Below are 21,068 nucleotides of genomic sequence, written 5' to 3' on the forward strand. Positions count from 1 at the left end.
TGCCATCGGCCAATCAAGCCCTCGCTGGGCCTCAACCTGCGCTCGACCTTGCCAGCAGCTTATCCATAACTGACGTTAAGTTAGCGGAGCATGGTTGCCGGGTCTGACACACTTTGCCGGTGGCAAGGAACATTCTGCCAGAGCTGATACACTCTTAGGCTACGGTGTTGAGGAATGCCAGTTACGATCTTTTACGATTTTTTCGAGCGCGTGTCATCTTAAAACCTGCAACATTCCATCACCGTCAGACTGGCAACCGCTAGTCAAAGAACCACACGCCGTAGGGCAGGTTGCAGTTCACCGCGACGATGTTGCGGCGCTGAATGCTACCTCTCCGGCGTTTGTCAGCTACCTGCGCCTGACAGGTGATGGCATCGGATACCGTTGACTCCCCTCACTCATTTCGACTGCTCAGACATTTCCGCCGGGTTTTTGGCGAGGAGCAAACAAAGCTGCGGTCGACCCTCCCACAGACTACCTGATTACAATCGGGATATTACAGCACGCTACCTGTTGTGACATCTGCCATCGATGTGCCTGTTCAGGCGGATGGCGCAGGCTGGCATGCGCCACGTGTGTTGCTGCGGAGAAAATTCGTAAAATCTCGAAAGTTCTTGACAAGATTTGAAAATTCGTATAGACTATCAAAACAATTCCAGGCAAGTATTGAATGGGCTAGAACACCATGATGGAACAGAGCCAGGATGCACTCCCACCCGAAGTACGGCGCGATCAAATCATGACGCTGCTGCAGCGGTATGGGCAGATCTCGGTCAAATGGTGCGCTGAACAACTCGGCGTTTCTGAAGTGACCATTCGCAGCGATTTTGCCCTCCTGGAGCGCGAAGGTCTGCTCAGACGAGTGTGGGGTGGAGCCGTCCTTGATCGACCGCTTTGGCCAGAAGGCAGCTTCGCATCACGCTTGAAAGTTCAGTCCAAAGAAAAAGAGCGCATTGCGCGCGCCGCAGCCGAGCTGATTGCCGATGGCGATACCGTGATGCTCGATGCCAGTACGACCGCATATGCTATTGCGCGCCAGATTGCCGACCGGCGCAATCTGACCGTCATTACCAATGGTATGCATCTTGCGCTGGCGTTGGGGGCTTATTCAACAATCACCACTATCGTGATTGGCGGCCAGGTGCGCGGTGATACCGGTTCATTGACCGGTACGCTCGCCGAAGAGATGCTTCAGCGGTTGCATGCCGACAAAGGATTCTTTTCAGCTCGAGGATTAACGACAGCGAAAGGTTTGACCGAGAGTTCGATTCCTGAGGGGTTGTTGAAGGCGGAGATGGTACGACACGTCGATCGGGTCATTGCGGTGCTCGATAGCAGCAAGCTTGGCCAAACGGCGCTGACCAGCTTTTGTCCGGTCGAGGCGATTCATCAGCTCATCACTGCCGGCCCAGAAGCGACCGAACGCAGCGCGCCCTTCACCGAGTTCTTTCCGGTCACCATCGTGTAGCGAGGAGGCTATGCAGACGACTCCTGTGTTGGAGATGCGCGATATTTCGCGCCGATTTGGCAATACGCAGGCGCTAGACGGCGTGAGTCTGCGCCTGTATCCAGGTGAAGTTCATGCGCTGCTCGGCGAGAATGGCGCCGGTAAATCAACGCTGATCAAGATAATGACCGGCGTTCATCAGCCCGATAGTGGTCAGATCTTGCTTGATGGCAAGCCCGCGCGTATCGGCAGCACATTGGAAGCGCAGCGGTTGGGCATTGCGGCGATATATCAAGAACCGTTGATGTATCCCGATCTGAATGTAGCGGAAAATATCTTCGTTGCTCACGCCGGTCGCAGGTGGCTGGTTGATTGGGGTCAGATGTACCGCGCGGCGGAAGCGATCCTGGCTCAGCTCGACGTGCATCTGGATGTGCGCCAGCCGGCACGCGGTTTGAGTGTCGCTGCCCAACAAACGGTTGAGATTGCCAAAGCGCTGTCATTGCAGGCGCGCGTGCTGATCATGGACGAACCCACAGCGGCGCTGTCGGCGCACGAAGTTGAGCAACTCTTTGCCATTGTGCGCCGGTTGCGCGCGCAAGGGGTTGCAATCCTCTTCATTTCTCACCGGCTAGAAGAGGTGTTTGCGATTGCCGACCGGATTACGGTCTTTCGTGATGGCCGCCTCATTTCATCGGCCCTCCGGACAGAAGTCACCGTTGAGCAGGCAATCCGTGACATGGCCGGACGCAGTGTTGAGCAGCTCTTTCCCAGACGGCACACCGTTCGTGACGAGATACTTGTGCAGGTGCGCAACCTGGGTCGTCAGGGGGTATTCCAGGGTATTTCGTTCGATGTGCGCGCTGGCGAGGTACTGGGTTTTGCCGGTCTAGTGGGTGCGCGTCGCACAGACGTTGGGCTGGCGTTGTTTGGTATCGCCCCCGCCGATCATGGAACGATCACCATCGCTGGCCAATCAGTGCGAATAACCAACCCACATCAGGCAATGCGTTTTGGTATTGCCTATGTCAGTGAAGATCGCCGTGGATTGGGCTTATCGTTGCCCATGTCGATTGCGGCAAATATTACTCTCCCTACCCTGCAACGGTATCTCAATTCGTTGGGTTTATTGCGTCGGCGTGATGAGGTTGCCACCGCAGAAGAGTTTCGTCAGCGGCTGGCAATCCGCGCGCCATCGGTCGATGTTGCAGTTGGCACGTTATCTGGTGGCAATCAGCAAAAGGTAATGTTGAGCAAGTGGCTCAATACGCGACCACGACTGCTAATCCTCGATGAGCCGACTCGCGGGATTGATGTTGGCGCCAAGGCTGAAGTGCATCAAATGATCGATCAACTGGCTGCAGAAGGTATTGCCATCATCCTGATCTCTTCCGATCTCCCTGAGGTGCTGGCGATGAGTGATCGGGTGTTGGTTATGCGCGAAGGTCGGCAAATGGGGATCTTTGCCCGCCATGAAGCAACTCAGGAGCGGGTTCTGGCCGCGGCGATGGGGCAATCTCACACCGTCGGCACGACGACTGCGGAAACGATAGGGAGCGCATCATGAATAGCTGGCGTCAGCGGATTCGACCAGAACAGATTCGCGAATTGAGTCTGGTCGGACTGATTGTCATTGCCTTGCTTGTCTTTGGCTGGCAGATCGAGAATTTTCTGTCGGCGCGCACATTTAACCGCATTACGACCAGTGTTGCCATCGTTGGCATGGTGGCGATTGGGCAGACTCTGGTCGTATTGACGCGCAACATTGATCTGTCAGTTGGCTCGATTGTCGGCTTTACCGCCTATTTTGTGGGAGCGCAACTGGCCGCCAATCCGACTATGCCACCGGCAGCGGCAGTGGCGCTGGCGGTACTGGTCGGCGGCGCAATGGGGTTGTTTAACGGCGTGATTGTAGCCTATGGTCGTGTGCCGGCAATTATTACTACCCTGGGAACACTCGCGATTTACCGCATGTTGTTGATCAATTACGCCAATGCTCGCACGATTACGGTCGACTCACTACCGTCATGGGTTGTAGAACTGAGCCGGCAGACGCTGCTTACCATCGGCGATTTTGCCGTGCGGCCTCTGTTTGCTATCACCATCATCGCGGTGATTGTGTTTCAGTTTGTGCTGGGCTATACCATCTTTGGCCGTCGTCTGTACGCAATCGGCTCGAATCCAGAAGCTGCTCGTTTCGCCGGCTTACCCGTGCAGCAGACCGTACTGGCAGCGTTTGTGCTCTGTGGCATGCTGGCCGGGTTGGCCGGATTTCTCTTCCTGTCCCGCTTCGGCAATATCACCGCTGTCGCCGGTCAGGGTATCGAACTCGAGTCGGTTGCGGCAGTCGTAGTCGGCGGGGTCAATACGTTTGGCGGTTCGGGTACGGTGTTTGGCGCGCTGCTTGGCGCTTTCCTGATCGATCTGCTCGGGCAGGGATTATTGCGCTGGCTGGGTATCAGTGAGTTTTGGCGCGATGCTTTGCTCGGACTGTTAATCTTGCTGGCAGTTGCCTCGGATTCAGTCATTTTGGGCTGGTTGCGCCGTTTGTGGGCTGCGCCGGCAGTGCGCGTGGAGGCTGGCAATGAACGCTAAGTTGCGCCGCTTGTTGAGCTGGGAAGGTCTGCTTCTGGCAATTTTGCTCGTGGTTGCCACGCTAAATACCAATCTTGCTCCAGCATATTTAAGCTTGAATAATCAGATCAATCTCTTTCAACTGTCGATTGAGAAGATCATGGTTGCGCTGGTGATGACCTTCATCATCATCAACGGCGAGATCGATCTATCGGTTGCCTCAATCATGGGGTTGGCTGCTTGTGTGGTGGCGGTGTTGTTCGAGCAGGGTGTTCCACTGGTTGCCGCCATCGTGGTGGCGTTACTGGCCGGTTTGCTCTGCGGCGCATTCAACGGTTTTTGGGTCGCGTATGTGGGTTTGCCCTCGCTGGCCGTGACCCTCGCCGGTATGATTGGGTTCCGTGGCATTGCTCGCATCCTGATCGAAGATCGTTCTATCGGTGGTTTTCCGGCCTGGTTTACGACGCTCGGTCAGCAACCACTGCTCGGGCCATTCCCTTTCAGCCTCCTCCTTTTCGGCTCTCTCTTCGCGCTGGCCTTTGTTATCCTGCACTATTCCGGTGTCGGAAGACTGGTCTATGTGGTTGGGCACAATGCGGCAGTAGCCCGCTATTCCGGTGTTGATGTGCCGCGCCTTAAGCTCGGTCTGTTTTGCGCTTCGGGCTTGATTGCAGCCCTGGCTGGTGTTCTGCTGGCGGCGCGTTTGGGGGCGGTACGCGGGAATACAGCCGATGGCTTTGAGCTTGACATCATCACAATGGTGCTACTCGGTGGAGTAAGCATTTTCGGTGGTGCAGGCACGTTAGGTGGCGTGGGCCTGTCAATTCTACTCATCCTCAACCTCCGGAACGGGATGTCGTTAATGAATGTTACCGGCAATGTGCAAACCGGCGTGGTTGGGATGTTGTTAATTCTCTCGGTTTTACTTCCCAATCTGGCTCACGTCGCGCGCGATCGCTGGCAGCGGCGCGCTATGCAACGAAAGGAGGTGCAAGCGAGTATCGAAACCAGTGCTTCATCATAACAGAGGGTTCTCGAACAGTGCCGTTCCGTCTGTACTCAGATGAGGAGTATCTGTATGAAGGTGACCAACCGGTTTTCATTGTTGACGATTGGATTGATCCTGGTAATGTTGCTGGTTGCATGTGGTTCACAACCTCAGACTACAGCGCCTACCAGCGCACCGGCGCCTACCAGCGTGCCAGCGCCCACCAGCGCACCGGCGCCTACCAGCGCGCCGACAGGAGCCGTGGTTTCGGCTACTCCTGGTCTCGATATCGATATGATCCTGCTCCCGAAATTCCTCGGGATTGCCGTCTTCGATCAAGCTTATGAAGGCGCCAAAGAGGCCCATGCTGAGCTAGGGAATAAGGGCGATCTCATCTTCACCGGTCCGACCGCCGAAAATTCGGTGGCGGGTCAGATCGAGACGTTGACGAACGCGGCCACGCAGGGGGTGAAGGCGGTGATGCTGTCGAACAACGCTGGCGACCAGATCGCCGCTGCGGCACAGGCGGCGCAGGCTGCCGGGGTGAAGGTGGTGACGTGGGATTCGCCGATCCCGTCGGCGCAAGGCGAGAGCGTGTTTGTGGCGCAGGTCGATTTCACCGAGACGGGACGGGTGATGGCGGATATGGCGCTGGCGATTCTCGGCCCGGCAGGGGGTGAGTTTGCGATTTTGTCGGCGTCGCCGGATGCGGCGAACCAGAATGCGTGGATCGCGGCAATGAAGCAGGTGTTGACCGAACCGAAGTACGCCAATCTGAAGCTGGTGGATACGGTGTACGGCAACGACCAGTCCGAGGAGAGCTACAACCAGGCGCTGGCGCTGGTAGACAAATACCCGAACTTGAAGCTGATCATGGCGCCGACGACGGTGGGGATTGCGGCGGCGGCGAAGGCGATGACCGACGAAGGCTTGTGCGACAAAGTGAAGGTGTCGGGATTGGGCCTGCCCTCAGAGATGGTCAGCTACACGCTCAGCGGATGCGCGCCGCAGTTTGCCCTGTGGAGCTTCAAAGACCTTGGCTACCTGACCTACTATCTGGCCTACGGACTGGCGACTGGCCAGTTGCAAGGAGTCGAGGGCGAGCGCTTCAACGCAGGCCGGATGGGTACCTATACGATTGAGAAAGATCCCACCCGTCCCAACGGTTTGCGCGTCTTGATGGGTCCCTTCACGGTCTACACTGCCGAGAATGTGAACGAGTAGCGGCGTAGCGCAGTCGCAAGTCTTGTGACTGCGCGTGGAACATGCAGATATGGGTAAACGATAGAGACACGTAGCTAGCAGGTAAGGCGGGCGATGCAACGCATCGCCCCACATTCACTTCCTGAGAGGGTATCATGAAACGGGTCGGATTTACCCTTAAAGTCAAACCTGAACTTATCGAAGAGTACAAGGCCCATCACGCGAACGTCTGGCCTGAAATGCTCGACGCGCTTCGCCGGCATGGCTGGCGCAATTACACGCTCTTTTTGCGTGACGATGGTCTGTTGTTTGGCTATGTCGAGGTGCCGGAGAGTTTCGAACAGGCGCTGGCCGGTATGGCAACCGAAGAGGTCAATGCGCGCTGGCAGGCGATGATGGCGCCCTATTTTGAAAATCTGAGCGGCGCATATGCCGATCAGAGCATGGTGCAACTGGAAGAGGTATTTCATCTCGATTGAAACGACAGCGAACGATCTGTCGGTTAGCGCAACGAATACAAGCGTTGGGATGGTAGTTTGCGCTACAGAGCCTACTGAAAGCGCGAACATCGCGCTAGAATGATGGCTGAGCACAACGGGAGAAAACCATGTCATTTACTGCGCCAACGGCAACGCAGATCGAGGCGGCATATGCCATTGCTCGTGATCGCTACGCGGCATTGGGAGTCGATACGGAAGCTGCATTGACGATGCTGTCGTCGGTGAGCATTAGCTTGCACTGCTGGCAGGGTGATGATGTCGGCGGATTTGAAAATCCGGGTGGCCCGCTTGAGGGTGGCATTGCTGCCACCGGTAACTATCCGGGTAAAGCGCGCAATGGTGACGAGTTACGCAGCGATCTCGATCTGGTGTACCGGTTGTTGCCCGGACGCCATCGCCTCAATCTACATGCCATTTACGCCGAAACCGGTGGCGTCAAAGTAAGTCGTGATGAATTGCGCCCTGAACACTTTGCCGCGTGGCTCGATTGGGCCAAAGCTAATGGTCACGGTATTGACTTCAATCCAACCTGCTTTTCGCATCCGCTGGCTGCCGATGGTATGACGCTCGCCCATCCCGATCCCGCCATTCGGCGCTTCTGGATCGACCACTGCATCGCCTGTCGGCGGATCGGCGCCCATTTTGGACGCGAACTCGGTACACCGTGTGTCACCAACATCTGGATCCCCGATGGCGCGAAGGATAATCCGGTCGATCGATTGGGGCCGCGCCAGCGTCTGCGCGAATCACTTGACGCGATCCTGGCCGAACCACTTGATCCAGCTCACAATCGTGATGCCGTGGAAGCAAAACTCTTCGGGATCGGTTCAGAAAGCTATGTGGTCGGCTCACACGAGTTCTATCTTGGCTATGCCGTCAGCCGACCCGGTCTGCTCATCTGCCTCGATAGCGGTCATTTTCACCCAACTGAAACGATTTCCGATAAGATCTCAGCAGTGTTATTGTTTGTTGATGAACTCTTGCTCCACGTCAGCCGAGGCGTTCGTTGGGATAGCGATCATGTTGTTACCTTTTCTGACGAGACACAGGCGATAATGCAAGAGGTCGCGCGCGGTGGTTTTCTGAGCCGAACCCACATCGGTCTTGACTTTTTCGACGCCAGCATTAACCGGGTCGCGGCCTGGACAATTGGCGCGCGTAATGCGCTGCGAGCATTGCTAGTGGCCCTACTCGAGCCAACTGCGCGATTGCGTGAACTTGAGCAGGCTGGTGATACGACAGCGCGCCTGGCTCTGCTCGAGGAACTGAAGGGAATGCCATGGCAGGCCGTATGGGATGTCTACTGCTACCGCAACGACGTGCCGGTTGGGATGAGTTTTCTCAACGAAATCCGTCGTTACGAGGCTGACGTACTGGCAGCGCGAGGATAACGGAACCTGGTGAAGGAGAGTTGAACAGGCGTAGCGAGGGAAGCGGTTGGCGCTCAGATAGTTTACCCGCATGAAGGTTGTGAATCCACCCGTTACTGTCGAACAAAACAGGGAGTCTCCCCAATGAATACCGATACCACTCGTTTCCGCCACGTCGCTTACGGCTGGGATGAGGCTTATGCGGCAACGCTCGATCCGGTGGCCCGGCTGGTCTACCGTTCGAATCTGTTGGGAAGTGATCAGCGGATCACCAATACCGGTGGCGGCAATACATCGACCAAGCTTAGCGAACCTGATCCACTAACCGGCGCGCCGGTTGATGTGTTGTGGGTTAAGGGATCGGGCGGTGATTTGCGCACCAGTACCCGCGCGAATTTTGCCTCGCTTGAACTGAGAAAGTTGCATGAACTGCGGTCGATGTATCTGCGCGATCCCAATCGTGGACCGAAAACCGCAATCGAAGATGCAATGGTTGATCTCTACCCGCATTGCACCTTTAACCTGAATCCGCGCGCGTCATCGATTGACACACCACTCCATGCCTTCATTCCCTACCGTCATGTCGATCATATGCACCCCAATGCGGTGATCGCGATTGCAGCTTCGCGCAATGGTGAGCGTCTCACCCGTGAAATCTACGGTGATGAAGTGATCTGGACGCCATGGCAACGACCCGGTTTCGATCTTGGCCTGACGCTCGAGCGTATCTGTCGTGAACATCCTCAGGCGAAGGGTGTCATTTTAGGGGGGCATGGCCTGATCAACTGGGCCGATGATGACCAGGAGTGCTACGAGCGTACCCTGGAACTGATCGAGCGCGCGGCGCGTTACATTGAAGCGCGCGACCGTGGTGAAGCGACGTTTGGTGGGCCAAAATATGCAGCGCTCGCGCTTGAGGAGCGACGGAGCACGATTGCTGCAATTCTCCCGTGGTTGCGCGGTCAAATCAGTCAGCATCGCCGTTTTATTGCCACCTTCCAGGATGATGAGCGAACGTTGCGCTTTGTTAACAGCTTTGATGCGCCGCGCCTGGCCGAGTTAGGGACGAGCTGCCCCGATCACTTTCTGCGCACCAAGATCAAGCCGCTCTACATCGATTGGAATCCGCAAGCCGAAAGTTTGAGCGATCTGCGTCGTAAGCTGGCTGAAGGACTGGAACGGTATCGCGCTGACTATATCCGCTATTACGAGACCTACCGTCAGCCCGACTCGCCACCGATGCGCGATCCAAACCCGACCGTCATCCTCATTCCGGGTTTGGGTATGATTGCGTGGGGGAAAGACAAGAGTGAGTCGCGGGTAACCGCTGAATTCTACACTGCGGCGATTGAGGTAATGCGGGGAGCAGAGGCAATCGATGAGTATGTCGCGTTGCCGCTGCAAGAAGCGTTTGATATCGAGTACTGGCAGCTCGAGGAGGCTAAACTGCGCCGGATGCCGCCGGAGAAAGAATTGGCCCGGCAGGTGATTGCGGTAATTGGCGGAGGCAGTGGCATTGGTCGCGAGGTAGCGCTGCGGCTGGCTGACGAGGGCGCGCATGTTGTCTGTGTTGACAAGGATGATGTCGCGGCTCAGGCTACTGCCCAGGCGATTGTCGACCGTCACGGTATGGGAATCGGGGTTGCCGGTAGCGATATATCTGCCTGCGGACCGGCTATCGGATTGACGGCTGACATTACAGACCGGAACAGTGTGCGCGCGATGTTGCGGCAAGTGTCACTGGCCTATGGCGGTCTTGATGCAGTGGCGATTACTGCCGGTATCTTTGTGGCCCCTGACGCCGAGGGCCGCATCCGTGACGATCAGTGGGCGTTGACCTTCGCGGTCAACGTGACCGGTCACTATCTGGTTGCCGATGAAGCGGCGAAGATCTGGCGTGAACAAGGATTGCCGGCAAATCTGGTATTAACCACGTCGGTTAATGCAGTGGTGGCAAAGAAGGGATCGCTGGCTTATGACACCAGCAAAGCAGCAGCCAACCATCTCATTCGCGAGCTGGCCATTGAGCTGGCGCCATTAGTGCGGGTTAATGGTGTAGCTCCGGCGACAGTGGTGCAGGGTAGCGGAATGTTTCCACGCGAGCGGGTCATCTCTTCATTGATCAAATACGGGATTCCCTTCACACCTGATGAACCTACCGAGTCGCTGACCGAAAAACTGGCCCGTTTCTATGCCGAACGGTCGTTGCTCAAGCGTCCGATTACACCGGCTGACCAGGCTGAAGCCTTTTTCTTGTTGCTGAGCCAGCGTTTGCGCCAGACCACCGGCCAGATTCTGACGGTCGATGGCGGTTTGCACGAAGCCTTCTTGCGGTGATGTGGCGAAACCAGCGGGCAATAGCGTGGAGGGTTGCGGAGTAGCGACGCGCGTTGACGCTACGCCACGATGCCTGCTTACCTGAACAATCCGTGGTTTGATGATCAGGTCGAAGCTATCGGCTCAGAACGGTCATGTATGTTGGCGAGGCAACGTTATGGCTGAACAAGCGCACTTTCTCGCAGTTGATATTGGCGCTTCGAGCGGTCGGGTTATCCTTGGGCGATGGGACGGCAGCCGGTTTGCCCTTGAAGAGACTCATCGCTTTCCAAATGGCATGGTGGAACACAATGGCCATCTCTTCTGGGACATCAACCAACTCTGGCGCGAGATTCAGTATGGATTGCATCAGTATGCCCGGCACGAACCGGTTGGCTTGCTGGCCAGCATTGGGATCGATACATGGGCAGTTGATTATGGCCTTCTCGACGCTGATGGGGCATTGCTTGGCGATCCCTTTGCCTACCGTGATCCGCGCAACGAAGGCATGGCTGAGCAGGTTGACGCTTTTATCTCTCCCACCGAACTCTACGAACGCACCGGTTTGCAGCGGTTGCCATTCAATACGCTGTACCAGTTGTACGCCGAACGTCAAGGCGAACGACTGGCGCGGGCAGCGACAATGCTGCTTATTCCCGATCTCTTCCATTACTGGCTTACCGGACAGCGAATAGCCGAGTACACTAACGCTTCCACAACGATGCTGCTTGATGCCCGGCAGCGGATCTGGGCCACTGACTTGCTTGATCGGTTAGGGCTACCCGGCCATATCTTGCCGCCTTTAGTGATGCCCGGCACGCGCCTCGGCCCGTTGTTGCCTGAGCTGCAAGCAGCGTTGGGCTTACCGGCGAGCGTGACGGTAGTAGCAGTGGGTACGCACGACACAGCGAGCGCAGTTGCGGCAGTGCCACATCTCGATACCCACAGCGCCTACATCAGCAGTGGCACATGGAGTCTAGTTGGGGTAGAACGGAGCGAACCGCTGATCAACGAAGCAGCTCGACTTCTGAATGTGACCAACGAAGGTGGAGTGTATGGCACGATCCGTCTACTCAAGAACGTGAGTGGGTTGTGGCTGGCGCAAGAGTGTCAACGGCGCTGGCGCGAAGAGGGTTTAGCGCTCGACTGGGATGAGATCGTGAACCAGGCTGCGGCTGTGCCGGCGCGCCGTTCGCTTATCGATCCCGATGCGCCAGAGTTTCTTGCTGTCGGCGATATGCCGGCGCGCATCCGTGACTACTGTCGGCGCACCGGCCAACCTGTGCCAGAGACGGTCGGCGAGATTGCGCGCTGCTGTTTCGATAGTCTGGCGATGCGCTACCAGCAGGTGATCGACGCTCTGGCAGAGTTGACCGGGCAGACTATCACGACGATCCGCATTGTTGGCGGTGGGAGTCAGAATAGCTTGCTCTGCCAGCTTACTGCCGACGCCTGTCAACGGCCAGTTGTGGCCGGCCCAGCCGAAGGCACTGCGCTGGGCAATATCCTGGTGCAGGCCATTGCGATGGGTTACCTACCCGATCTGGTCACCGCGCGACAGGTAGCCGCTGCGTCGGTAGCGCAACAACGGTACGAACCGCGTCAGGGATGATCTGGTTGGGGTTGATAGAGGAATGCGATGCAGTCATCACAGCTCCTCTATCCGCCCCAAGATCTCGTTTGCCTGGGCTACAATTGCTCGCCGTTCGTCAGTGCTCAACCGTCGCAGTCCCAATACTGCCGGTCCAAGGCGAGGATTGGCCCGCAGCCGCTCTTCGTGAGTGATTAAAAAATGCCAGTAGAGCGTGTTGAATGGGCATGCCTGCGACCCGACGCGCGCTTTGCGGTCGTAAACGCAGCCTTTGCAATAGTCACTCATCTTGTCAATGTAAGCGGCGCTAGCGATGTACGGTTTGGTAGCTGTGCGCCCGCCATCGGCATTGAGCCCCATTCCGATCACGTTTGGTGTGACTACCCACTCGTAAGCATCAATGTAACATTCGAGAAACCAGTCATTGACTGCTTGCGGTCGGATGCCGGCCAGCACGGCAAAGTTGCACAGTACCATCAAGCGCTCGATGTGGTGGCAGTAGCCGCTATCCAACACGCGGCTGATAACCTTGCTCAGACAGCGCATGCGGGTCCGTCCCGTCCAAAACCAGTCCGGCAGCGGTCGTTCAGCCCGCCACGCATTGGCTTGCAACAGATCGGGCATAAGTTCCCAGTAACGGTAGTAAATGTATTCGCGCCAGCCGATAATCTGGCGCACAAAACCTTCGACTGACGCCAGTGGCGCGTGACCATGCCGGTAGGCGTCAACCGCTGCCTGCGCCGTCTCAAGCGGGTCGAGCAACCCGATGTTGAGCAGGGGTGAAAGCTGTGAATGGAACAGCAGATCGTGTTCGCTGCTCATTGCGTCTTCAAAGGGGCCAAAATCGGGCAGCCGCCGGGCAATGAAGTCGGCTAACGCCTGCAATGCCTGCTCCCGTGTTACCGGTAGATCAAAGTCATCGGCTGAACCGATGGCACGAGGGCAGGCAACGGCGAGATCGGCAATGACCTGGCGGGTGATCTCGTCGGGAGCGAATCGTAACGGTGGTGGCACCGGTCGGCCATCGTAGCGCCGGCGATTTTCGTGGTCAAAATTCCAGATACCACCGGTGGGATTTCCGTCAGGTTCGATCAACAGACCGGTATGCCGGCGCATAGCCCGGTAAAATGGTTCCATAAGCGCCGGTGGGCGGTTTGGCGGGTAGCGTTCGACCAGAAAGAGGGTGTTGGGTAGGATCGTGATTGCGATCCCAGGCTCGTCGGCAAGGCGTTGCTGGAATTGCCGGGTAGCGTATTCTGCCGCAGCCATGCAGATGAGGTGGCGCGTACCGAAGGTGGCAACGTGTTCGCGCAGACCGGTAAGAAAATCGGGCGCTACGCGATAGTCAACGTCATAGCCGGCAGCGCGCAATGCGGCGGCGTAATGGCGCATCGCGCTGATAATCAGCACGAGTTTGCGGCGATGATAAGGTCGCTGATTGAGCCGGGCAAGCGACTCGATCATCACCACCCGCCTCCCGGCTTTTAAACCGGGGTGGTAGGGACTAAGCTGGTCGCCGAGAATCCAGACCGATTCAGAAGTAGATGTCATCTAGAGCAGGAATGGGTGGGCTTAATGCCGAAAGAGGCGGTCAAGTGCGGCATTCCATGCCTTCATGCGTTCAGGATCACCGCCAACATCAGGGTGATGTAAGCGAGCCATCGCTTTGCGAATGGCATTCGCTTCATCCTCGCTGATCTGGCCGGCCAGTGAGCTAATATCAATGATTGCTCCGGGACGCGACTCTTCCTGGAGCGAGGCTTCAAGCCGCTGAGCGCGAGCGCGCCACATATCACGTTCGTGGCAGAGAATGGTGTTTTCGCGCATCGTCTCGGTGAGCGTCTCAACCATCTTGGCATGGGCGCGCTGAGCTTCTTGAGCCGCCGCCATCGTCTTTTCCAGTTGACGCCGCAGCGAACGGATCAATGCCTGCGCTTCAGAGAGTTCTCGTCGCAGAAGCTCCAACTCGCGCTGGGTGCAACTATTGCCGGTTGGTGTCAACTCTTCCGAGGTTAACACGCTCGTCTCCTCGTTCCTTCCAGGTTTTGTATCTCTAGTATAGCGCAATTCAGGGTATATCCGGGCTTGGCTCGCTACTATTATACCGTATAATTCGGGCCGCCTTAAGTCACTGATGGCGAGATGTATTGTGTTCGTAGCAAAGCGGTAGGGGTCGCGGGGCATTGCCGCCGCGACCCATCGTACATGTGGCAACGGCCACTTGCCAGTGGCCGTAGGGGGGTTATGGGGAGCAACAGTGAGGATTCGGAGGATACATGTCGGGCGATGTCTGTTGCTCCATCGCTCGACCTGTGAAAAGTATAGCAAGCATGGTTACGTCTGTGTATCCGCCTTAAGACTGATTCTGGTTGCTGGTTGTACGATCGTCATCTTGCGCATGTCGCTGCCGAAATACTGCCTGCAATGCGCGCCGGTCATTTGCGTTCGATTCCAGATAGCGATCGGTTAAGTATTGTCAGGTCAGGTGTAGTATGTATGCGCTCGCGTATGGCACGATTTCCGTAGACTTATTTTTACATAACGTAAAGAGAGGCTGCGGTAAGATGACGTACCTTGCAGTCAAATCGACTTCTGGCAAAGTGAGGTGGCGTAGATGGTTTGATCCGGAATGATCTGGCGATACCGTCAAATCGACTTTCGGCAAAGAGAGGTGAGGTGGCGGTGTCCTATCGTTGCCGATCAAGCTCGCATTGGTAGATAGCTGTTTCAGTTTGATAGCGGGCAAAAACGCTGTTGTTGAGCTATAGCTCGCCGCAACAGATAAGCCTGTTTGCTCGCCTTAATAGACAGGGCTTCACGCTTCCCGATCAGCATTATCGCCGGCACAAGATTTTTCAGCATCGGTTGATACAGTAGTCTCTGATGGTGAGCTGGCGCTTAACCTTGTTCCCGGCGGGGTCGCGTGTCAGGTGATGTGTCCTGATGCCATTGTGCTACAATCTTGCTCTGGTGCCATCCATTGTGAACCTTGAGGAGTCTGCCATGAAGCAAGTCCCCATGCGGGTGGGGTTAACCGACACGCGCTATTTTACGCCACTCTCTCGTCTTGGCTCTGTGCAGTTGATCGAGCGAGGTGTGCTGGCTGCCCTCGAACACGAGTGGTTGCGAGTTGAGTTCATTCGCGAAGATATTGCACGGTTTAAGATCAGTCGCGGCGGTGTGTTTGATGAGCATCCAACCTATGCGGTCTGCGCCGATCTGTCTGCGGCACCGGCGCCGTCATTCACGGTTGCTGAAACAGAGGCGACCATCACGCTGCGTAATGCGCAGATTGAAGTGATCATTCGACGCAATCCGTTTACGCTCGCTGCGCGGCGAGCTGACGGAAGTCTGATCTTTGATACCGCTCTCGGCCATGACGGTCTCCCATGGGCTTATGCGACGCTCAATGATGCTTTCGTCTTGCATCGCGTTTGCGAACGCGAAGATGCCTTTCTCGGTCTGGGTGAGAAGACGGGTCGGCTCAACCGGAAGGGGCGCGATTTTATTCTGTGGAATAACGATGTGCTGAGTCCGCAGGGCGAGGCTGAGTTCGCCGCAGGACGCGATCCGTCCGATCCGCGGGCCAGGAATACCAGCACCGAGTTTGATCCCTACTATATCTCGATCCCGTTCTTCTACCATCTTGACGAACGCGGGAATGCCGCCGGTTTCTTTCTCGATAACAGCTATCGTCTGCATGTCGATTTTTCACCCGCCGAGACCTACAGTATCTGCGCGTTGGGAGGTCAGTATACCGAGTATATCTTCGCCGGGCCGCAGATGGCCGACATCCTCGAAGGGTTTACCTGGTTGACCGGTCGGCTTGCCCCACCGCCGATCTGGGCATTGGGTTACCATCAGTGCCGCTGGCATCGCTATGACCAGGCCGAAGTGCTGGCGCTGGCGCGTCGCCATCGCGAGCGCGGCATTCCCTGCGATACGCTCTGGCTCGATATTGAGCATATGGACGGCTACCGGGTCTTTACCTGGAACCGTGAGCTGTTCCCCGATCCGGCCTGGCTGGCTGCTGAGTTGCGTGAACAGGGTTTTCGCTTGATCACGATTGTCGATCCGGGCGTCAAAATTGATCCTCAGTTTGCGCTCTACGAAGAAGGGCGCGAGCGAGGTTTCTTCTGCCGCGCGGCCAGTGGCGAGATCTACGTTGGCCAGGTCTGGCCCGGTCGCACTGCCTTCCCTGATTTTGTCAAACCGGAAGTGCGCGCCTGGTGGGGACAGCTCAACGCCGATCACGCTCGCCTCGGTATTGCCGGTATCTGGAATGATATGAATGAGCCGGCCACTGGTGATATTCCGCCATACGGAATGCGATTTCTCGATGGGCGCGAGCCACACGAGCGTTACCACAATCAGTATGCGTTGTTGATGGCGATGGCAACTGTTGAAGGGTTGCGCTCCGCCTTTCCCAATCAGCGCCCGTTTGTGTTGTCACGGGCCGGTTTTGCCGGGATTCAGCGCTATGCAGCCAACTGGATGGGCGATAACTGCTCGCGCTGGGATCATCTCTGGATGAGTATGCCAATGGCGATGGGAACGGGCCTCTCGGGACAGGCGTTTATCGGCGCCGACATCGGCGGTTTTGCCGGCGATACCCATCCCGAACTGTTTGCGCGCTGGATGCAATGCGCGGCGCTTACCCCCTTTTGCCGTAATCACAGTGCTTACGGTCATATCGACCAGTATGCCTGGTCATTTGGCCCGGCTATCGAACGGATTGCGCGCGACGCCATTCGATTGCGTTACCGGCTTATGCCCTACCTGGTGACCGCTTTTATGCACACGGTTGAAACCGGTGAGCCGGTGCAGCAACCACTGGTCTTCGCCTATCAGACCGATCGCCTCACCCGTGACATTGACGATCAATTTCTCGTCGGACGCGACCTGCTGGTCGCGCCGGTCTATGCGCCAGGGGCGACGACGCGCCAGCTCTACTTGCCGGCAGGCGAGTGGTACGATTGGCATAGCGATACGTGGTATGACGGTGAGCAGTTTATCGCTGTCGCTGCTCCGCTTGATCGTATTCCGCTCTTTGCCCGCGCTGGCGCTGTCATCCCGCTCTGGCCGGAAGCGCCGGTGACGACGATGGACTATCAACCGCGGATGATTGAATTGCACATGTTCATCCCGCAGCGTGATGGAATGTATACCTCAGACTTGCACGAAGATGACGGGATCACCTTCGATTTCCAGCGCGGCGCCTGCTACCGCACTACTTTTCACGTTGAGCGGCGAGGGCATCAGGTGATGCTGACGGCAACGGTGCAGGGCGAGGGTTTCGCTGCCTTTGCCCGCGACTCGTTTACGCTGGTTTTCCACGGCACTGTGCCGGCAACGGTGACGATCAACGACGTAACTCTGCCGGTTGTCGATCGTCGAGTAACATTTGCTAATCGTGGTCAGGAGTTTGCAGTGACGTGTGTGGTGTGATGCGTATTCACAGCATCTGAACGGGTGATGTTGCCGGCGAGATAACCGACACGACAGACGAGGGTCCGCTGCCCAAGACCGGATGGCCGGAAATGATGGCGTGGCGCGCTCCTGCGGTCGTGTCGGTTCTGTTTCTGGTTTTGTGGCGCGCGCTATCGCCTGGGAATTGACCGATTGCAGCGAAACCGGTCGCGGGCAGCAGGGAAGCATTGCTATCTCACCTTATTAATCTTCTCTCAATCATCGTATTCATCCTCGGCGCAGAAACTTATTGCTACATGCCAGAGGGTCTTTCACCGTTTCGTCCATCGCCAGTTGGATCCGACAAAGCGAACGGTTACTTCGATGAGCGATGGTGTAACCAGGACGAGTGATACATCATCATGGTAGATAGCGGTAGTGGTTGGAACGAAAGGTGTTATTGCCGGTCGCATTGCCCGGTCACCCATTCCACTGGCGCCAACCCTCTGGATCATTGCATTGGAGGCGGTTGATGAACCTGAGTGAATTTCAGGCCCGGCTTCGTACCTACGATCTGCCGGTTGTCGTCGATATTTGGGCGCCCTGGTGTCTACCCTGTCGGGTAACCCGACCAGTCTTGCAACGGCTGGCGCAGACCTATCAGGGTCAGGTTGCGCTCTGGGAGATTAATGCTGAAGCTCATCCTGAGCTATTGCGTGATCTCAAGGTGTACGGTATTCCAACGCTCATCGTCTATCGTGATGGTCAAGAGATCATCCGCCATATCGGCGCTAAGGCTGAGGCTGAGCTAAGTGAGATGTTCCATCACCTGGCCGAAGGCAAGACACCACCCCGCATCAGCGCCAGAGAACGCTTGATCCGGATCGTTGTCGCTCTCGTATTGGCGGTGATCGCATGGTCAGGCGGGGTTGGCTGGCCCCTGTTCGTGCTGGCAGGGCTGGTCTTGTTCAGCGCCGTGTACGATCGTTGTCCGGTCTGGCAGACGATCACATCCTGGATGCGCGGTATGAGTAAGAAACAGGATACGGAGCGAGTGCCATGAAGATTGCATTTGCCACCGATGACCATCAAACAATCAGCCCCCATCTAGGCCGTGCTCAGTGGTATGAGGTGTTCACCATCGAGCGCGGCCATGTGGTGGGAAGGGAAGCGCGTCCGAAAGCGCGGCACAGTTATCATCAGACGCAAGATCACCATCACCACGACTCGCATCACTGGCTGGTGGAGCCAGTGCGCGATTGCGAGTTGATCGTGGCCCGTGGCATGGGTGAGCCGGCCTTTCAAGCCGTGCAGGCTGCCGGTATAACGGCTATCTGTACACCGCTTCGCGTGATTGACGAAGCAGTGCAGGCCTACCTGAATGGCGCGCTTTCTCACCATCCCGAACGCATACATCATCGCCATTGAAACGGTGTCTACCACCGTTCATCAGCACAAGCGTTCCGGTAATAGCAGCGCAGAGCGACAATCGCGCGTGAACAACGATCATCATTGTCGCTCTATCCGGCAACTACGGACGACACTCGTACAATACTTGCATCCCCTGGCTCATCTCTTCGACCGGCTTGCAGCTTGTCTGCAACCAGGCAGTTATCGCATTATTTGGCGCGCGCCCGGCGAAGAGGATGTAACGGAGGCGTTGCGCATTGACCAGCGCTTGCAGACCCTCGGCATCAATCACCGGATCGCTGCCACTAAAACCACCCATGTAAAGCACCGGACGACCGGTAGCCAGCACTAGCGGTGCGCCGGTTTGCGCGCTCGGTACGGCAACGAGGTAGTCGATGTCCTGGGTGTTCGCTTGCAGGAAGGTCAGCAAGGCAGTGACATCGCCAGCTTGCGGCACAGCCGGCATATCTCGATCACCCATTGGCGGACGATTGGTTGCTCCTATCGATCCACCGTATGCGCCGGGTAGTGCTTCGCCTGGCTGCTGGTTGATAGCGGTCAAAACCGACCATGCGAGCGGCGTGATGAGCAGCGCAGCGATGATGAGCGTGTAAGCGAGCGGCAATGCAATCTTCCGCATCCGCCACTGTCCGATTGCCAGCGCAATGACTCCACCGGCGAGCACCAGCGCGGCTACCCACAACCACCAGGCATCTTGCCCGTATTGTCGGGCCAGCCACCACTGAAAGATCAGGGTTCCTGTTGCTGCCAGGACAACCAAACCTGTCATCCACAGCCGCGCGCGTTCCCGCCAGGCAACTGCCACACCGCTACCAATCACTGCCGCGAGTGGCGCAGCCAGCATGATCAGGTAATAGTCGTGGAAGAAGTTAGCGACGCTAAAGAAGATCATACCGATGACCAGCCAGCCACCCCAGAGCAGAGCGGTTTTATGCCCGGCAGCCAATGGCCACGTTGGCCGGGTAAGAGTCGCCAGCGCGATCAGGCTCACGATCCCGAACGGTAGCAGCCAGCTTAGCTCTTTAGCCAGCGGCGGCACGAAAAGGCGAACGGGTGAAGGCGTACCAATTTCCTGCTCAAACATTCCGCCGCCGGCCCGGTTGTTCCATACCGGTCCATCACCGGCCTGGTTGGGTGGCATACCGGGCATTTCCGAAGTTGGCGGTCGATCAAAGGGTGAGTTGTCGGCACCGGGGAAGCCGGGAGCTGGAATTGGGGAAACGTTACCGCCATCATCGATTCCTCCTGGATTGCGCTGCATGCCCAGGAGACGATTGAGACCGTTGTAACCGATCATTAACTCGAGCACACTGTTCGTCTGGCTACTGCCAATGTAGGGTCGCGCAGTTGCCGGAGTCAAATCTACAACCAGCGCCCACGAGAGAGATACGCTCAGCAGAAGGATAGTCATTACGCTCAAATTGATGATCTTTTGCCGCCAGGAATTGTTCGCGCCAAAGAAGTACAGGGCATAGAAGGCTGGCAAAGGCAAGAATGCTTGCAGCATCTTGATATTGAAGCCCAGGCCAAGAAGCAATCCTCCCAACAGCAGCCAGCGCAATTTACCTGCCTCAGTGGCCTTGATGAAGGCCCATGTCGTCAGCAAGAGGCAGAAAACCAGCATGCCATCCATCGTGTTGTTGCGATCGGTGCCGATGACAGTTGGTGTAGTTGCGAAGACTGCGGCGGCTACCAGCCCGGCCAGGGTACCCGCGTGCTTTTTGACCAGAGTGTAGATCAGGGGAACGCCAAAGATACCGGCGAGCATGTTAGGTAAACTAACTGCGAATCCGTTGATACCCAGCGCGAGCGCAAAGGCGGCCTCGATCCATAGTCCAAGCGGTGGCTTATCAACCGAAACTGAACCGCCAGGCTCGGCGGCCACGAAGAAGAAGTTAGACCACGATTGCAGCATCGCTTTGACGGCTGCGGTATAGTACGCATTGGCGTCGCCGATTGCCTGAATGTTGATGAGATGCAGTGCCGCTGAACCGATCATCAGCGCCAACAGCAATAGTTGGTTGAGTGTCAGACCTCGCCAAAGCGGTCGTTCGAGCCAGGTCGGTCGTTCAATCACGGTTTGAGTGATAACTGAAGTCGGCATAACTTTCCCTGTCAATCGCTGTCGATAATGTCGCCTCAACTGTACGAGGGTTGCTCCGACTTTCCAAGTGTCGATGATCATCTGTCATCGCTCCTGTGAGATGACAAATGTCATAGAGTCGGTCACGAGAGCATG

The 21,068-nt window shown here is 56.7% G+C and carries 15 protein-coding genes; 12 read left to right on the forward strand and 3 right to left on the reverse strand.

Going from position 1 to position 21,068, the window contains the following annotated elements:
- Positions 1-688 precede the first annotated feature (688 nt).
- The 9 genes from Q0650_RS07395 (at position 689) to Q0650_RS07435 (ending at position 12,010) form a co-directional block, all read left to right on the forward strand.
- Positions 689-1,468 (forward strand): DeoR/GlpR family DNA-binding transcription regulator, encoded by a 780-nt coding sequence (locus tag Q0650_RS07395; RefSeq protein ID WP_298817482.1) that lies wholly within the window; start codon positions 689-691, stop codon positions 1,466-1,468.
- A gap of 10 nt (positions 1,469-1,478) precedes the next feature.
- Complete coding sequence (locus Q0650_RS07400) at positions 1,479-3,014, forward strand: sugar ABC transporter ATP-binding protein (protein ID WP_298817443.1); 1,536 nt, start codon at positions 1,479-1,481, stop codon at positions 3,012-3,014.
- Positions 3,011-4,042, forward strand: coding sequence for an ABC transporter permease (locus tag Q0650_RS07405; RefSeq protein ID WP_298817445.1), 1,032 nt, complete (start codon positions 3,011-3,013; stop codon positions 4,040-4,042). Before Q0650_RS07400 ends, Q0650_RS07405 begins: the two co-directional genes overlap by 4 nt.
- Positions 4,032-5,045, forward strand: coding sequence for an ABC transporter permease (locus Q0650_RS07410; RefSeq protein WP_298817448.1), 1,014 nt, complete (start codon positions 4,032-4,034; stop codon positions 5,043-5,045). Before Q0650_RS07405 ends, Q0650_RS07410 begins: the two co-directional genes overlap by 11 nt.
- Positions 5,046-5,099: 54 nt before the next feature.
- Positions 5,100-6,233, forward strand: coding sequence for a substrate-binding domain-containing protein (locus Q0650_RS07415; RefSeq protein WP_298817450.1), 1,134 nt, complete (start codon positions 5,100-5,102; stop codon positions 6,231-6,233).
- Positions 6,234-6,367: 134 nt separating this feature from the next.
- Complete coding sequence (locus tag Q0650_RS07420) at positions 6,368-6,691, forward strand: L-rhamnose mutarotase (RefSeq protein WP_298817452.1); 324 nt, start codon at positions 6,368-6,370, stop codon at positions 6,689-6,691.
- Between the two features lie 128 nt (positions 6,692-6,819).
- Positions 6,820-8,103 (forward strand): L-rhamnose isomerase, encoded by a 1,284-nt coding sequence (locus Q0650_RS07425; RefSeq protein WP_298817454.1) that lies wholly within the window; start codon positions 6,820-6,822, stop codon positions 8,101-8,103.
- A 123-nt stretch (positions 8,104-8,226) separates the two neighbouring features.
- Positions 8,227-10,419, forward strand: a complete 2,193-nt coding sequence (locus Q0650_RS07430; protein ID WP_298817456.1) for a bifunctional rhamnulose-1-phosphate aldolase/short-chain dehydrogenase — start codon at positions 8,227-8,229, stop codon at positions 10,417-10,419.
- Positions 10,420-10,576: 157 nt separating this feature from the next.
- Positions 10,577-12,010, forward strand: a complete 1,434-nt coding sequence (locus tag Q0650_RS07435; RefSeq protein ID WP_298817458.1) for a rhamnulokinase family protein — start codon at positions 10,577-10,579, stop codon at positions 12,008-12,010.
- 36 nt (positions 12,011-12,046) lie between these two features.
- Here Q0650_RS07435 and Q0650_RS07440 read toward each other — a convergent pair whose 3' ends face one another.
- Both Q0650_RS07440 and Q0650_RS07445 read right to left on the reverse strand, forming a co-directional pair.
- On the reverse strand, positions 12,047-13,540 hold the full coding sequence (locus Q0650_RS07440) for a cryptochrome/photolyase family protein (RefSeq protein WP_298817460.1): 1,494 nt from the start codon (positions 13,538-13,540) through the stop codon (positions 12,047-12,049).
- Between the two features lie 21 nt (positions 13,541-13,561).
- Complete coding sequence (locus Q0650_RS07445; RefSeq protein WP_298817462.1) at positions 13,562-14,008, reverse strand: hypothetical protein; 447 nt, start codon at positions 14,006-14,008, stop codon at positions 13,562-13,564.
- A 984-nt stretch (positions 14,009-14,992) separates the two neighbouring features.
- Between Q0650_RS07445 and Q0650_RS07450 the strand changes: the two genes are divergently transcribed.
- From Q0650_RS07450 to Q0650_RS07460, 3 genes are all read left to right on the forward strand, one after another.
- Entirely contained in the window at positions 14,993-17,437 is a 2,445-nt protein-coding gene (locus tag Q0650_RS07450; protein ID WP_298817464.1) for a glycoside hydrolase family 31 protein, read from the forward strand.
- Positions 17,438-17,930: 493 nt separating this feature from the next.
- Positions 17,931-18,461, forward strand: coding sequence for a thioredoxin domain-containing protein (locus Q0650_RS07455; RefSeq protein WP_298817466.1), 531 nt, complete (start codon positions 17,931-17,933; stop codon positions 18,459-18,461).
- Complete coding sequence (locus Q0650_RS07460; RefSeq protein ID WP_298817468.1) at positions 18,458-18,826, forward strand: NifB/NifX family molybdenum-iron cluster-binding protein; 369 nt, start codon at positions 18,458-18,460, stop codon at positions 18,824-18,826. The genes Q0650_RS07455 and Q0650_RS07460 overlap by 4 nt, the downstream gene beginning before the upstream one ends.
- Positions 18,827-18,929: 103 nt before the next feature.
- Here Q0650_RS07460 and Q0650_RS07465 read toward each other — a convergent pair whose 3' ends face one another.
- On the reverse strand, positions 18,930-20,933 hold the full coding sequence (locus Q0650_RS07465; RefSeq protein ID WP_298817470.1) for a glycosyltransferase family 39 protein: 2,004 nt from the start codon (positions 20,931-20,933) through the stop codon (positions 18,930-18,932).
- Between the last annotated feature and the right edge of the window lie 135 nt (positions 20,934-21,068).

The sequence above is a fragment of the uncultured Chloroflexus sp. genome, assembly GCF_937129525.1.
Taxonomy (GTDB): Bacteria; Chloroflexota; Chloroflexia; order Chloroflexales; family Chloroflexaceae; genus Chloroflexus.